The organism is Serratia sp. 2C06 (assembly GCF_050037615.1).
GTDB classification, from domain to species: domain Bacteria; phylum Pseudomonadota; class Gammaproteobacteria; order Enterobacterales; family Enterobacteriaceae; genus Serratia; species Serratia ureilytica.
The window spans coordinates 2,875,774-2,889,461 of sequence record NZ_CP188299.1 but is presented as its reverse complement, the minus strand read 5'-3'; the positions used below and the strand labels follow the sequence as shown (position 1 = coordinate 2,889,461).

Here is a 13,688-nt window from a genome sequence, read left to right as displayed (position 1 = left end):
TGAAAATAAGCGCACAACCGCGAAAAAGTATAGAAGAAACGCCGGTCGCCGGGGGTTAAAAACGATAAAGGCCCGCAAAGGGGCCTTAAAAGAAATGATCTGACGGTTACGCCGGCTGGCTGATGCGAGCCAGCTGTTCGAAATAGTCCGGGAAGGTTTTCGCGGTGCACTTCGGATCGAGGATCGTGACCGGGGTATCCGACAGCGCCACCAGCGAGAAGCACATCGCCATGCGGTGATCGTTGTAGGTGCCGATCTCGGCGAACTGCAGCTTGGCCGGCGGCACGACGTGAATGTAGTCTTCGCCCTCGTCCACTTCCGCCCCCACTTTACGCAGCTCGGTGGCCATCGCCGCCAGACGGTCAGTTTCCTTTACCCGCCAGTTGTAGATATTGCGGATGGTGGTCGGCCCCTCGGCGAACAGCGCCGCGGTGGCGATGGTCATCGCCGCATCCGGAATGTGGTTCATGTCCATATCGATGCCGCGCAGTTCACCGCGGCTGCACTCGATAAAATCGTCGCCCCAGGTGATGCGCGCCCCCATCTTCTCCAGCACATCGGCAAACTTGGTGTCGCCCTGCACGCTTTTGCGGCCGATGCCGGTCACGCGCACGGTGCCACCTTTGATCGCCGCCGCCGCCAGGAAGTAGGACGCGGAAGAAGCGTCGCCTTCAACCAGATAGTCGCCCGGCGCGATATACGTCTGGCGCCCCTGAATATGGAACACCCGGTAATTGTCGTGGCTCGCCGATACGCCGAAGGTGCGCATCAGGTGCAGCGTGATGTCGATGTACGGCTTGGAAACCAGCTCGCCTTTGATGTGGATTTGCGTATCCTGCGGCGCCAGCGGCGCGGTCATCAGCAACGCGGTCAGGAACTGGCTGGAGACGCTGCCGTCAACGGTGACGTCGCCGCCCTGGAAGCCGCCACGCAGGCGAATCGGCGGGTAATCGGTCTGCTCGAGGTAATCAATCTGCGCCCCGCCCTGGCGCAACGCGTCCACCAGATGGCCGATCGGACGTTCTTTCATACGGGGTTCCCCGGTCAGCACCACATCACCTTCACCAAGGCACAGCGCCGCCGCCAGTGGTCGCATCGCGGTGCCGGCATTGCCGAGGAACAGTTCCAGCGGCTGGTCGGCCACCAGCGGCCCGGCCACGCCGGTCACTTCACACACGGTGCGGTCGGCGGAAAGCTGGTAGTTCACGCCCAACGCCTGCAGCGCATTCAGCATATGACGCACATCGTCGCTGTCCAGCAGGTTGGTCAGCCGGGTCGTTCCCTCCGCCAGCGCCGCCAGCAGCAGAGCGCGGTTAGAAACGCTCTTCGAGCCGGGTAAGTTGACGGTGCCATTGACCAGGGCGACCGGTTGTAAAGTCAGGGAATCCACCATGTGAACAAAACTCTCCAATTCTGATAAACGAAACGGCTCCGGAATAATGCCGGAGCCGCTTTAATGCAAAAGGACAACAGCTTGGTCAGCCCGCGCCCGGCGAGCTGACGGGATCAACCGTGACGACGCTCGAAATCGGTCATAAAGTCGGTCAGCGCCTGTACGCCGGCCAGCGGCATCGCATTGTAAATAGAAGCGCGCATACCGCCAACTACCCGGTGGCCTTTCAGCGCCTGCAGGCCGATGGCCTCGGCTTCGCTGAGGAACACCTTATCCAGCGCCGCATCGGCCAGCTGGAACGGCACGTTCATCCACGAGCGGTTGGCGATCGCCACCTGGCTGCGGTAGAAGTCGGATTTATCGATGGTCGCGTACAGCAGCTCGGCCTTGGCCTGATTGCGTTTTTGCATCTCCATCAGGCCGCCCTGCTCTTTCAGCCATTTGAATACCAGCCCGGACAGGTACCAGGCGAAGGTCGGCGGGGTGTTGAACATCGAATCGTTCTCGGCCAGCACAGTGTAATCGAGGATAGACGGCACTTCTTTGCGCGCCTTGCCCAGCAGATCGTCGCGCACGATCACCAGCGTCAGGCCGGCCGGGCCGATATTTTTCTGTGCGCCGGCGTAAATCACGCCGAAGCGGCTGACGTCGAGCGGGCGGGACAGGATGGTCGAGGAGTAATCGCCGATCACCACTTTGTCGCCGAAGTCCGGCGTTTCATCGATGGCTACGCCGTCGATGGTTTCATTTGGGCAATAATGCACGTAAGCCGCGTCGTTGCTCAGCTGCCACTCTTTCATCGGCTTGATGCCGCTCAGGCCGTCGATGCGGGTTTTCACGTCGATGACGTTCGGGGTGCAATACTTTTCCGCTTCCTTGATGGCGCTGTGCGCCCAATAGCCGCCGTCGATGTAGTCGGCGGTGGCCTTGTCGCCCAGCAGGTTCAGCGGCAGCGCGGCGAATTGCGCGCGGGCGCCGCCGTGGCAAAACAGCACTTTATAGTTGGAGGGGACTTTCAGCAGATCGCGCAGATCCTGTTCCGCCTGCTCGGCAACGGCGATGAATTCTTTGCTGCGGTGACTGATCTCCATCACTGACGTTCCCAGGCCGTGCCAGTTGCACAGTTCCTGTTCCGCACGACGCAACACTTCCACCGGCAGCATCGCCGGGCCAGAGCTAAAATTATAAACCTGAGTCATTTCCCCTCACCACATTCACTGTTCGCCGCAGAAAAGCGACCTGTCGAAAAGACGCCCGAAGTTAACGCTCGCGTTAACCAACCCTTCGGTTTTATCACTCACGCCCCATGGCTGCAACGCTTATTCGCCCGCCGGCGGCAAACAGGCGCACCGGGTGATGACAGGCTCTGCGGCCGGCGCGTTTTTTTGGACGATAAAACCCTGCGATATGGGGAAATTCAGCGGGTTAACGCGGTGTTTTATGCTGTATTCAGCCGAGATGGCTGCGGGAGCCCGGACGGCCCCCGCAGGAGAGAAAACGATCAGTACTGATTGAACATTTGCTGGATCTGCTTCGCGTCTTTGGTTTGCGTCAACGCCAGCTGCAGCAGAATGCGGGCCTTTTGCGGATTCAGCGTGCCGGCGGCCACGAAGCCGTACTTGGCGTCGTCCACTTCCGCATCCTCCGTGGTGGCGCCGGTCGGCACGCGCGAAGAACGCACTACCGCCACGCCGCTGTGCGCCGCCGTCGCCAGAGTGTCGAACACGGTTTTATACAGGTTGCCGTTGCCGACCCCGGCGCTGACGATGCCCTGGTACCCTTCGGCGATCAACGCCTTGACCGGCGCATCGGAGGCGTTGGCGTAGTTGTAAATGATGCCGACCTTCGGCAGTTCGTTCAGCTTGCTGACGTCGAACGGCGTCTCCCGGGTGTGCTTGCGCTGCGGCGAACGCTGATAATCGATCTTGCCGTTGTGGATGTACCCCAGCGGGCCGAAGTTCGGCGACTGGAAGGTCTGCACGGCGGTGGTGCTGGTTTTGGTGACATCTCGTGCGTCCAGCACGCTGTCGTTCATCGCCACCAGCACCCCGCGGTTGGCCGATTGCGGATCCGCCGCCGTCACCACCGCGTTATACAGATTGAACGGGCCGTCGGCGCTCATCGCCGTCGCCGGCCGCATCGCCCCGACCAGCACTACCGGCTTGTCGCACTTCACCGTCAGATCGAGGAAATAGGCCGTCTCTTCCAGAGTATCGGTGCCGTGGGTGATGACGAAGCCGTCGGTTTTGCCGCAGTCGGCGTCAATTTTCTTCGCCAACGTCAGCCAGACCTGATCGTTCATGTCCTGCGAGCCGATGTTAACCACCTGCTCCCCCTGCACGTTGGCGATGTTCTTCAGCGCCGGCACCGCATCGACCAGCGCCTCGACGCCCAGTTTGCCCGCGGTATAGTTGGATTTCGTCGCCGAATCGCCGCCGCCGGCGATGGTGCCGCCGGTCGCCAGCAGGGTGATGTTGGGCAGCGCCAGCGCCGAGGCGCTGACGCCGGTCAACAAAAGGGTTAACACGCTGAGTTTCACTGATTTCATTAGATTTCTCCGTGACAGATAACTCGCTGAATTATGGCCTTTATCCTTAAAAAAACTGTGACTTTGCCGCCGCTTTAGGAATACGTGGAGCTCCAGCGTAAAACCCCGTATCATTGCGCGTTTTTAGTACGCGCAAAAAGTGAAGACAATGACGCAAACTTTTATCCCCGGTAAAGACGCCGCCCTGGAAGATTCCATCGCCCGTTTCCAGCAGAAACTGAGCGATCTCGGTTTCAACATCGAAGAAGCCTCCTGGCTGAACCCGGTGCCGCACGTATGGTCGGTGCACATTCGCGATCGCGATTGTCCGCTGTGCTTCACCAACGGCAAAGGCGCCAGCAAAAAAGCCGCGTTGGCCTCTGCGCTGGGTGAATATTTCGAGCGCCTGTCCACCAACTACTTCTTCGCCGATTTCTATCTGGGCAAGCAGATCGCCGAAGGCGACTTCGTACACTACCCGAATGAGAAATGGTTCCCGATCCCAGCGGACGATGCGCTGCCGGCCGGCATCCTCGACGAGCGTCTGCACGCCTTCTACGATCCGCAACAAGAGCTGAGCGCCAGCGATCTTGTCGATCTGCAGTCCGGCAATGCCGATCGCGGCATCTGCGCGCTGCCGTTCACCCGTCAGTCCGATCAGCAAACGGTATACATTCCGATGAACATCATCGGCAACCTGTATGTTTCCAACGGCATGTCCGCCGGCAACACCGCCAACGAAGCGCGCGTGCAGGGCCTGTCGGAAGTGTTCGAGCGCTATGTGAAAAACCGCATTATCGCCGAATCCATCAGCCTGCCGGCGATCCCGGACGAGGTGCTGAACCGCTACCCGGGCGTGGTGGAAGCCATCGCCAAGCTGGAGGAGGAAGGTTTCCCAATCCTCTCCTACGACGCCTCGCTGGGCGGCAACTACCCGGTGATCTGCGTGGTGCTGTTCAACCCGACCAACGGCACCTGCTTCGCCTCGTTCGGCGCGCACCCGGACTTCGGCGTGGCGCTGGAGCGCACGGTGACCGAACTGCTTCAGGGCCGCAGCCTGAAAGATCTCGACGTGTTCACCGCGCCGACCTTCGATGACGAAGAAGTGGCGGAACACACCAACCTGGAAACGCACTTCATCGACTCCAGCGGCCTGATCTCCTGGGATCTGTTCAAGCAGGACGCGGACTATCCGTTCGTTGACTGGAACTTCAGCGGCAGCACGCAGGAAGAGTTCGCCACCCTGATGAGCATCTTCGACAAAGAAGACGCGGAAGTGTACATCGCCGACTACGAACACCTGGGCGTCTACGCTTGCCGCATCATCGTGCCGGGCATGTCCGATATCTACCCGGCGGAAGACCTGCTGCTGGCCAACAACAGCATGGGCGCGCACCTGCGCGATACGCTGCTGGCGTTGCCGGGCAGCGAGTGGGAGCCGGAAGAATACCTGGCGCTGATCGAGCAGTTGGACGACGAAGGGCTGGACGATTTCACCCGCGTACGCGAACTGCTGGGCATTGCCAGCGGCAAAGACAACGCCTGGTATACCCTGCGCGTGGGCGAGCTGAAGTCGATGCTGGCGCTGGCGGGCGGCGATCTGGATCAGGCGCTGATTTGGACCGAATGGACGCAGGACTTCAACGCCTCGGTGCTGAGCCCGGCGCGCAGCAACTACTACCGTTGCCTGCAAACGCTGTTGCTGCTGGCGCAGGAGCCTGAGCGCGAAGCGGCGCAATACTATACCGCGTTCGTGAAAATGTACGGCCAGGAAGCGGTGGACGCGGCCTCGGCCGCCATCAGCGGTGAAGAGCGCTTCAACGGGCTGTTCGCCGTCGATGCCGATCTGAAGGCGTTGCCGGCCCATCAGGCGCTGCTGGCGGCCTACGAGAAGCTGCAGGCGGCCAAGCGCCGTCACTGGGCCAAGGCCTAATCGCCATTGGGGGTGCCGCCACTTTTGGGGTACCCTCCCCGGTCAAACGCCGCACTCCGCTGCGGCGTTTTCATTTTGCGGTTTATTTCAACGCATTCTGTTTTATTTTCCCGCAGGAAAATAGGCGGTTAAACGAGCATAAGAATAAATAAACCGGCGATTGTTGCCGGACGGTGAAATAATAATTAACCGATAATTAAACTTTCAGCGACGAACGGCGACAAAACGCCTAAAAATTTAACTTTGACACCCTCGGCACACCGGGTGAATTCAAAAAAAATTGCAAACATTAAAAAATTGTTTTTTGTTTAAATTCAATTAATTAGACATAAAAACCACACTAAAAACATGCCATTTTGGCGCTCTACTTCCCCGCCTTATGATCCAAATCAAATTTTCCCCTATACTGCTTTGCTAGTATCTCATTGCGTTGTTTTAACCCTTAAGAGCGAGAGTTAGTTTGAAAACTGACAGCCCATTCGATCTGATTTTACCTGCGGCAACGGCGAAAATCGCTGAAGATGCCGGCGTGTATAAAGCCACCAAACATCCGCTGAAAACGTTTTATTTGGCGATCACCGCCGGTGTCTTCATTTCCATCGCCTTCGTTTTCTACATTACGGCGACCACCGGCACCGCCGGCGTGCCTTTCGGGCTGGCGAAACTGGTCGGCGGCATCTGTTTCTCTCTCGGGTTAATGCTGGTGGTGGTGTCGGGCGCCGACCTGTTCACCTCTACCGTGCTTATCGTCATCGCCAAGGCCAGCGGCCGCATCAGCTGGGGCCAACTGGGCGCCAACTGGCTGAACGTTTATCTCGGCAACCTGGTCGGCGCGCTGTTCTTCGTGGCGCTGATCTGGTTCTCCGGCGAGTATATGGTCGCCAACGGCCAGTGGGGCCTGAATGTTCTGCAAACCGCAGACCACAAGCTGCATCACACCTTTATCGAAGCCGTCTGCCTCGGCATTCTGGCTAACCTGATGGTCTGCCTGGCGGTCTGGATGAGCTACTCTGGCCGTACCCTGACCGACAAGATGCTCGCCATGGTGCTGCCGGTCGGTATGTTTGTCGCCAGCGGCTTCGAACACAGCATCGCCAACATGTTTATGATCCCTATGGGCATCGTGGTCAAACACTTCGCCACGCCGGAATTCTGGCAAGCCGTAGGGGCGGTACCTGAGCAATTCGCTCATCTGACAGTAAGCAATTTCATCATCGACAACCTGATTCCGGTCACCATTGGTAACATCATCGGCGGCGGTCTGCTGGTTGGGTTGACTTACTGGGTAATTTATCTGCGCGGGGGCCGCGAACAGCACTAAGCTGTGAGTTACCGCGCGCAGAGTTAGAAATCCACAATCAAAGGTAGGTGTACAATGACCGAACTTAACGAGAAATTAGCCAACGCTTGGGAAGGTTTCAGCAAGGGTGACTGGCAGAATGAAGTCAACGTTCGTGACTTCATCCAGAAAAACTACACGCCTTATGAAGGTGACGAATCCTTCCTGGCTGGCGCAACTCAAGCCACCACCACCTTGTGGGACAAGGTTATGGAAGGGATCAAACTGGAAAACCGCACTCATGCGCCGGTTGATTTCGACACCAACGTTGCTTCAACCATCGTTTCTCACGACGCGGGTTACATCGCCAAAGAGCTGGAAACCATCGTGGGTCTGCAGACCGACGCCCCTCTGAAACGCGCGCTGATCCCGTTCGGCGGCATCAAAATGGTCGAAGGTTCGTGCAAAGTGTACGGCCGCGAACTGGATCCGCAGCTGAAAAAAGTGTTCACCGAATACCGTAAAACCCACAACCAGGGCGTATTCGACGTTTACACCAAAGACATCCTGAACTGCCGTAAATCCGGCGTGCTGACCGGTCTGCCAGACGCTTACGGCCGTGGCCGCATCATCGGCGACTACCGCCGCGTGGCGCTGTACGGCATCGACTTCCTGATGGCCGACAAGCTGAACCAGTTCAAATCGCTGCAGGAAAAACTGGAAAACGGCGAAGACCTGGAAATGACCATCCAGCTGCGCGAAGAGATCGCTGAACAGCATCGCGCTCTGGCTCAGATCAAAGAGATGGCCGCCAAATACGGTTACGACATCTCCGGCCCGGCCACCAGCGCCCAAGAAGCGGTGCAGTGGACCTACTTCGGCTACCTGGCCGCGGTGAAATCCCAGAACGGCGCCGCCATGTCCTTCGGCCGCGTGTCCACCTTCCTCGACGTGTTCATCGAACGCGACATCAAGGCGGGCAAACTGACCGAAGAGCAAGCGCAGGAACTGATCGACCACCTGGTGATGAAACTGCGTATGGTGCGCTTCCTGCGTACCCCTGAGTACGATGAACTGTTCTCCGGCGACCCAATCTGGGCGACTGAATCCCTGGCCGGTATGGGCGTCGACGGCCGTACCCTGGTCACCAAAAACAGCTTCCGCTTCCTGAACACCCTGTACACCATGGGGCCGTCGCCGGAGCCGAACATGACCATCCTGTGGTCTGAGAAGCTGCCGCTGAACTTCAAGAAATTCGCGGCGAAAGTGTCCATCGACACCTCTTCCGTACAGTACGAAAACGACGACCTGATGCGTCCTGACTTCAACAACGATGACTACGCCATCGCCTGTTGCGTCAGCCCGATGATCGTCGGTAAGCAAATGCAGTTCTTCGGCGCCCGCGCCAACCTGGCGAAAACCATGCTTTACGCCATCAACGGCGGCGTTGACGAGAAACTGAAAATGCAGGTCGGCCCGAAAGAAGCGCCGATGATGGACGAAGTGCTGGACTATGACAAAGTCATGGCCCGCATGGACCACTTTATGGATTGGCTGGCCAAGCAGTACGTGACCGCGCTGAACATCATTCACTACATGCACGACAAGTACAGCTACGAAGCTGCGCTGATGGCGCTGCATGACCGTGACGTTTATCGCACCATGGCTTGCGGCATCGCCGGTCTGTCCGTTGCGGCCGACTCCCTGTCCGCCATCAAGTACGCGAAAGTCACCACCATTCGCGACGAAGACGGCCTGGCTATCGACTTCAAAGTGGAAGGCGAGTACCCGCAGTTCGGTAACAACGACGCCCGCGTCGATGACATCGCCTGTGACCTGGTGGAACGTTTCATGAAGAAAATTCAGAAACTGCGCACCTACCGCAACGCGGTACCGACTCAGTCCGTACTGACCATCACCTCCAACGTGGTGTACGGTAAGAAAACCGGTAACACCCCGGATGGCCGCCGCGCAGGCGCACCGTTCGGCCCAGGTGCCAACCCGATGCACGGCCGTGACCAGAAAGGTGCAGTCGCCTCCCTGACCTCGGTAGCCAAACTGCCGTTTGCCTACGCGAAAGACGGGATCTCCTACACCTTCTCCATCGTGCCTAACGCGCTGGGTAAAGACGACGACGTGCGTAAAGCCAACCTGGCAGGCCTGATGGATGGTTACTTCCACCATGAAGCCTCCATCGAGGGCGGCCAGCATCTGAACGTCAACGTAATGAACCGCGAAATGCTGCTGGACGCGATGGAAAATCCTGAAAAATACCCTCAGCTGACCATCCGCGTCTCCGGTTACGCCGTGCGCTTCAACTCGCTGACCAAAGAGCAACAGCAGGACGTCATTACTCGTACCTTCACTCAAACGATGTAATAACGCCGACCGGGCGGGAAACCGCCCGGTGCCAACGTCAGGGCCGGTTCTGCCGGCCCTTTTCTCCCACCGCTCTCCCCTGACTCTGTACGAGTCTGTTTTGCCGGATATCTATACTGAATGGATAGCCGGCAAAACAGTTATCCGGCAACTGACCGGCCGACAGGCATCATTACCCCCGGTGGCGGATCCCCCGCCGCTGCATCGCAGATACCTGGCCGGCGGCCACGCGCCTATTTTTAGACTGCGTTTGACAGTCCATATTGGAGAAAACCCCGCAATGTCAGTAACTGGTCGCATCCACTCCTTCGAATCCTGCGGCACCGTCGATGGGCCCGGGATCCGCTTTATCGTCTTCTTCCAGGGCTGCCTGATGCGCTGCCTCTATTGCCATAACCGTGACACCTGGGACACCCACGGCGGCAAAGAAGTGACCGTCGAAGAGCTGATGAAAGACGCGGTGGCCTACCGCCACTTCATGAGCGCTTCCGGCGGTGGCGTGACCGCGTCCGGCGGCGAGGCGATCCTGCAGGCTGAATTCGTGCGCGACTGGTTCCGTGCCTGCCACGCCGAAGGCATCAATACCTGCCTGGACACCAATGGCTTCGTGCGCCGCTACGATCCGGTGATCGACGAGCTGCTGGACACCACCGATCTGGTGATGCTGGACCTGAAACAGATGAATGACGAGATCCACCAGAACCTGGTCGGCGTCTCCAACCACCGCACGCTGGAATTCGCCCGCTACCTGGCGAAACGCAATCAGCGCACCTGGATCCGCTATGTGGTGGTGCCGGGTTGGTCAGACGACGATAAGTCGGCGCACCTGCTGGGCGAGTTCACCAAAGACATGACCAACATCGAGAAAATCGAGCTGCTGCCCTACCACGAGCTGGGCAAGCACAAATGGGTGGCGATGGGGGAAGAGTACAAGCTGGACGGCGTTCATCCGCCGAAGGCCGAGACCATGGATCGCGTCAAAGGCATCCTGGAAAGCTACGGCCACAAAGTCATTTACTGATTGGCGCAGCGCCAAAGAAAAACCGGCTCATGGCCGGTTTTTTTATGCTCAGGCGGCGGCGAACGGCGTGTGATGGTGATCCGGCTTCTGCTTCTTCAGCAGCATCAGCAGGTAAACCAGCGCCACGGCGGCGATCATCACGAACAGCACGCGATCGGAGTAGTTTTGCATCAGCAGCGCCGTCATCGACGGGCCCAGCAGGCTGCCGATGGTGTAGCTCATTAGCAGTGCCTGGTTCATCGCCACCAACTCGTGCGGCAGCGCCTTCTCGCAGGCCCAGGACATCGCCACCGGGTACAGGGTAAAGCCGGCGCAGCCGAGGATGAACAGCGAAGGCGCCATGGCGTAGTTGCCGAGCATCGCCACGCTGGCGAGGATCACCACGAACACCTGAATGCGCAGCACCAGCAGGCGCCCGTAACGATCGGCCAGGCGACCGACCGGCCATTGGCCGACGATGCCGGAGCTGACCAACAGTGCCATCCAGTAACCGACGTTGGCATCGCTCATGCCCTGATGAGAGAGGTACAGCGGCATCAGGCCGTACAGCGAACCGAGCACGATGCCGGAGATGATGCAGCCATTGATGCCGAGACGCGCGCTGCGGCGTCTCAGCATTGTCCACACCGCCGCCTGCTGCGGCTCGTCTTCATGGCGGTTGACCCGCGCAAACAGCATCGGCAGCATGGCGCTGATCACAATGGCGGTCACCCACGGCACCACGTGCAGCAATTCGGTCGAGGTCATGCTCAACAGCAATTGGCCGGTCACCGTACCGAGGTAATAGACAATCATATAGGCCGCCAGCAGCTGACCGCGGTTGCTCAGGTTACCGCTGCGCAACAGCGCGCTCTCCACGATCACCCAAATCCAGGCGCAGCCGACGCCGGCGAAGAAGCGCCAGCCCAGCCAGCTCCAAAAATCGATCGACAGCACCATGCCGGCGGTTGCGGCGGCGAACACCAGACAAGAAAGATGATAGCTGCGGGTAAAGCCGACGCGCTGGATCAGTTTGCCCGCCACCAGCGTGCCCAACAGGTTGCCGCTGAAATAAGAGGAGCTGACCATTCCCACCTGCCAGGTCGACAGCTGAGCATGGGTTAACCAAAGAGGCACGAGCGTATTCAAAACGGCAATGGATACCGTGAGCAGCAAGAGGCCGCAGAGCAATAAGAGCACTGGGCGAGAGTATGCGGACATAGTGAGATTGTGACCGAACGCGCAATGAGAGTGCGCGCATCATGCCACTGGCGATAAAAAAGTCAATCGCCTCTTATCATTCCACCGCACGATTTGTTTCCGGCTAACTGGCTGAAAAAGCGCTATGCTCAGCGCAGAGCGAATTTGACGACAAAGAGGCAAGATGAGTCAGGCAAATGATGCGGCGGTAGAGGCCCTGCTGGCGGACATCGGCAGTACGCAAGGTGACCTGCTGGCCATTGTGCAGCAGGTGCGGCGGATCGCTGCGGCGAGCGGCAACGGCGTCACCGAATCGGTCAAATACGGCGGCATCATGTTCTCGCATAGCCAATTTTTCTGCGGCGTTTTCGCCTATCGCCACCACGTCACGGTGGAGTTCGGCCACGGCTACCGATTGGAAGATCGTTATCTCCAGCTCGAAGGCAACGGCCAGTATCGGCGGCACATCAAGCTCCACTCGCCCGACGAGGTGAAAAGCAAGCATCTGGCGGACTACATTCAACAGGCTTATACGCTGGCGACGGGCTGAACTCTCGGCATAAAAAAAGCGCCCGCAGGCGCTTTTTTCGTGGTTTGTCGTTTAGCCGATGTATTCCAGGCCGCCCATATATGGACGCAGCACTTCAGGTACCTGAATGCGGCCGTCGGCCTGCTGGTAGTTTTCCAGCACCGCCACCAGCGTACGGCCAACCGCCAGGCCGGAGCCGTTCAGCGTGTGGACCAGACGCGGCTTCTTGTCGGCTTTGCTACGGCAGCGCGCCTGCATGCGGCGTGCCTGGAAGTCCCACATGTTGGAGCAGGACGAGATCTCGCGGTAGGTATCCTGCGCCGGCAGCCACACTTCCAGATCGTAGGTTTTGCATGCGCCGAAGCCCATGTCGCCGGTGCACAGCAGCACCTTGCGGTAAGGCAGGTTCAGCAGCTGCAGCACTTTTTCCGCGTGGCCGGTCAGCTCTTCCAGGGCATCCATCGAATCTTCCGGACGAACGATCTGCACCATTTCAACCTTGTCGAACTGGTGCATGCGGATCAAACCGCGGGTGTCACGGCCGTAAGAACCGGCTTCCGCACGGAAGCATGGCGTGTGCGCGGTCATCTTCAGCGGCAGAGTTTCCTCTTCCACGATCTCGTCGCGCACCAGGTTGGTCAGCGGCACTTCCGCCGTTGGGATCAGCGCGTAGTTGCTGCTGTCGGCTTCTTCTTCCAGCGGGCGGGTATGGAACAGGTCTTCGCCGAACTTCGGCAGTTGGCCGGTGCCGTACAGCGTGGCGTGGTTGACCAGGTAAGGCACGTAGGCCTCCAGGTAGCCGTGCTGTTCGGTGTGCAGATCCAGCATGAACTGGGACAGCGCGCGGTGCATGCGGGCGATTTGCCCTTTCATCACCACGAAGCGCGAACCGGTCAGCTTAACCGCGGCGGCAAAATCCAGCCCGCCGGCCATTTCGCCCAGATCGACATGATCGCGCACCGCGAAGTCGTATTGGCGCGGTTCACCCCAGCGGGTGACTTCCAGGTTTTCGCTGTCGTCTTTACCGTCCGGCACGGCGTCGTCCGGCAGGTTAGGCAGCGTCAGGGCATAATCGCGGATCTCGCTCTGCAGCGCATCCAGTTCCGCCTTGGCGGCATCCAGCTTGTCACCCAGCTCGTTCACTTCGCGACGCAGCGGCTCGATGTCTTCCCCACGCGCTTTGGCCGCGCCGATGGATTTCGATCGGGAGTTGCGTTCCGCTTGCAGCGTTTCAGTTTCTACCTGCAGAACTTTGCGGCGTTCTTCCTGCGAACGCAGCAGATCCAGATCGAGTTTAAAGCCTCGGCGAGCCAGTTTGACGGCGACTGCGTCTAGCTCATTACGCAGCAGATTGGGATCGAGCATGCTAATCCTGTGCTTGTTGTTATTGAAAGAAGTGTTGTTGTTCTATGCGGCTGATTTATAGCCGCATAAAAGAAGAGTGATAC

General features: G+C 58.8%; 10 protein-coding genes. 5 read left to right on the top strand and 5 right to left on the bottom strand.

Annotation, left to right across the window (positions count from 1 at the left end; translation table 11 throughout):
- Positions 1-106 precede the first annotated feature (106 nt).
- The 3 genes from aroA to ansB all read right to left on the bottom strand — a co-directional run bounded on the left by aroA (position 107) and on the right by ansB (position 3,941).
- Positions 107-1,393, bottom strand: coding sequence for a 3-phosphoshikimate 1-carboxyvinyltransferase (aroA, locus tag ACP3TA_RS14220; RefSeq protein WP_033642562.1), 1,287 nt, complete (start codon positions 1,391-1,393; stop codon positions 107-109).
- Between the two features lie 113 nt (positions 1,394-1,506).
- Positions 1,507-2,592, bottom strand: coding sequence for a 3-phosphoserine/phosphohydroxythreonine transaminase (gene serC / locus ACP3TA_RS14215; protein WP_033642561.1), 1,086 nt, complete (start codon positions 2,590-2,592; stop codon positions 1,507-1,509).
- Between the two features lie 302 nt (positions 2,593-2,894).
- Complete coding sequence (gene ansB / locus ACP3TA_RS14210) at positions 2,895-3,941, bottom strand: L-asparaginase 2 (protein WP_033642560.1); 1,047 nt, start codon at positions 3,939-3,941, stop codon at positions 2,895-2,897.
- A gap of 148 nt (positions 3,942-4,089) precedes the next feature.
- On the opposite strand from ansB, the gene ycaO reads away from it, so the two are divergent.
- The 4 genes from ycaO (at position 4,090) to pflA (ending at position 10,532) form a co-directional block, all read left to right on the top strand.
- Positions 4,090-5,853: a 30S ribosomal protein S12 methylthiotransferase accessory factor YcaO gene (ycaO, locus tag ACP3TA_RS14205; protein ID WP_033642559.1), complete on the top strand. Its 1,764-nt coding sequence runs from the start codon at positions 4,090-4,092 to the stop codon at positions 5,851-5,853.
- Positions 5,854-6,313: 460 nt separating this feature from the next.
- The gene (gene focA, locus ACP3TA_RS14200; RefSeq protein WP_019454548.1) at positions 6,314-7,174 is read left to right on the top strand and encodes a formate transporter FocA; all 861 of its coding nucleotides are present in this window, start codon (positions 6,314-6,316) and stop codon (positions 7,172-7,174) included.
- 54 nt (positions 7,175-7,228) lie between these two features.
- Complete coding sequence (gene pflB / locus ACP3TA_RS14195; protein ID WP_004928286.1) at positions 7,229-9,511, top strand: formate C-acetyltransferase; 2,283 nt, start codon at positions 7,229-7,231, stop codon at positions 9,509-9,511.
- Between the two features lie 280 nt (positions 9,512-9,791).
- On the top strand, positions 9,792-10,532 hold the full coding sequence (gene pflA, locus ACP3TA_RS14190; RefSeq protein WP_426784330.1) for a pyruvate formate lyase 1-activating protein: 741 nt from the start codon (positions 9,792-9,794) through the stop codon (positions 10,530-10,532).
- 48 nt (positions 10,533-10,580) lie between these two features.
- On the opposite strand, the gene ACP3TA_RS14185 is transcribed toward pflA, so the two are convergent.
- On the bottom strand, positions 10,581-11,732 hold the full coding sequence (locus ACP3TA_RS14185) for an MFS transporter (RefSeq protein WP_033637849.1): 1,152 nt from the start codon (positions 11,730-11,732) through the stop codon (positions 10,581-10,583).
- 163 nt (positions 11,733-11,895) lie between these two features.
- Here ACP3TA_RS14185 and ACP3TA_RS14180 point away from each other — a divergent pair, with 163 nt between their 5' ends.
- Positions 11,896-12,261, top strand: coding sequence for a DUF1801 domain-containing protein (locus tag ACP3TA_RS14180; protein WP_060421731.1), 366 nt, complete (start codon positions 11,896-11,898; stop codon positions 12,259-12,261).
- Positions 12,262-12,312: 51 nt separating this feature from the next.
- Here ACP3TA_RS14180 and serS read toward each other — a convergent pair whose 3' ends face one another.
- Complete coding sequence (serS, locus tag ACP3TA_RS14175) at positions 12,313-13,605, bottom strand: serine--tRNA ligase (RefSeq protein ID WP_123061552.1); 1,293 nt, start codon at positions 13,603-13,605, stop codon at positions 12,313-12,315.
- Between the last annotated feature and the right edge of the window lie 83 nt (positions 13,606-13,688).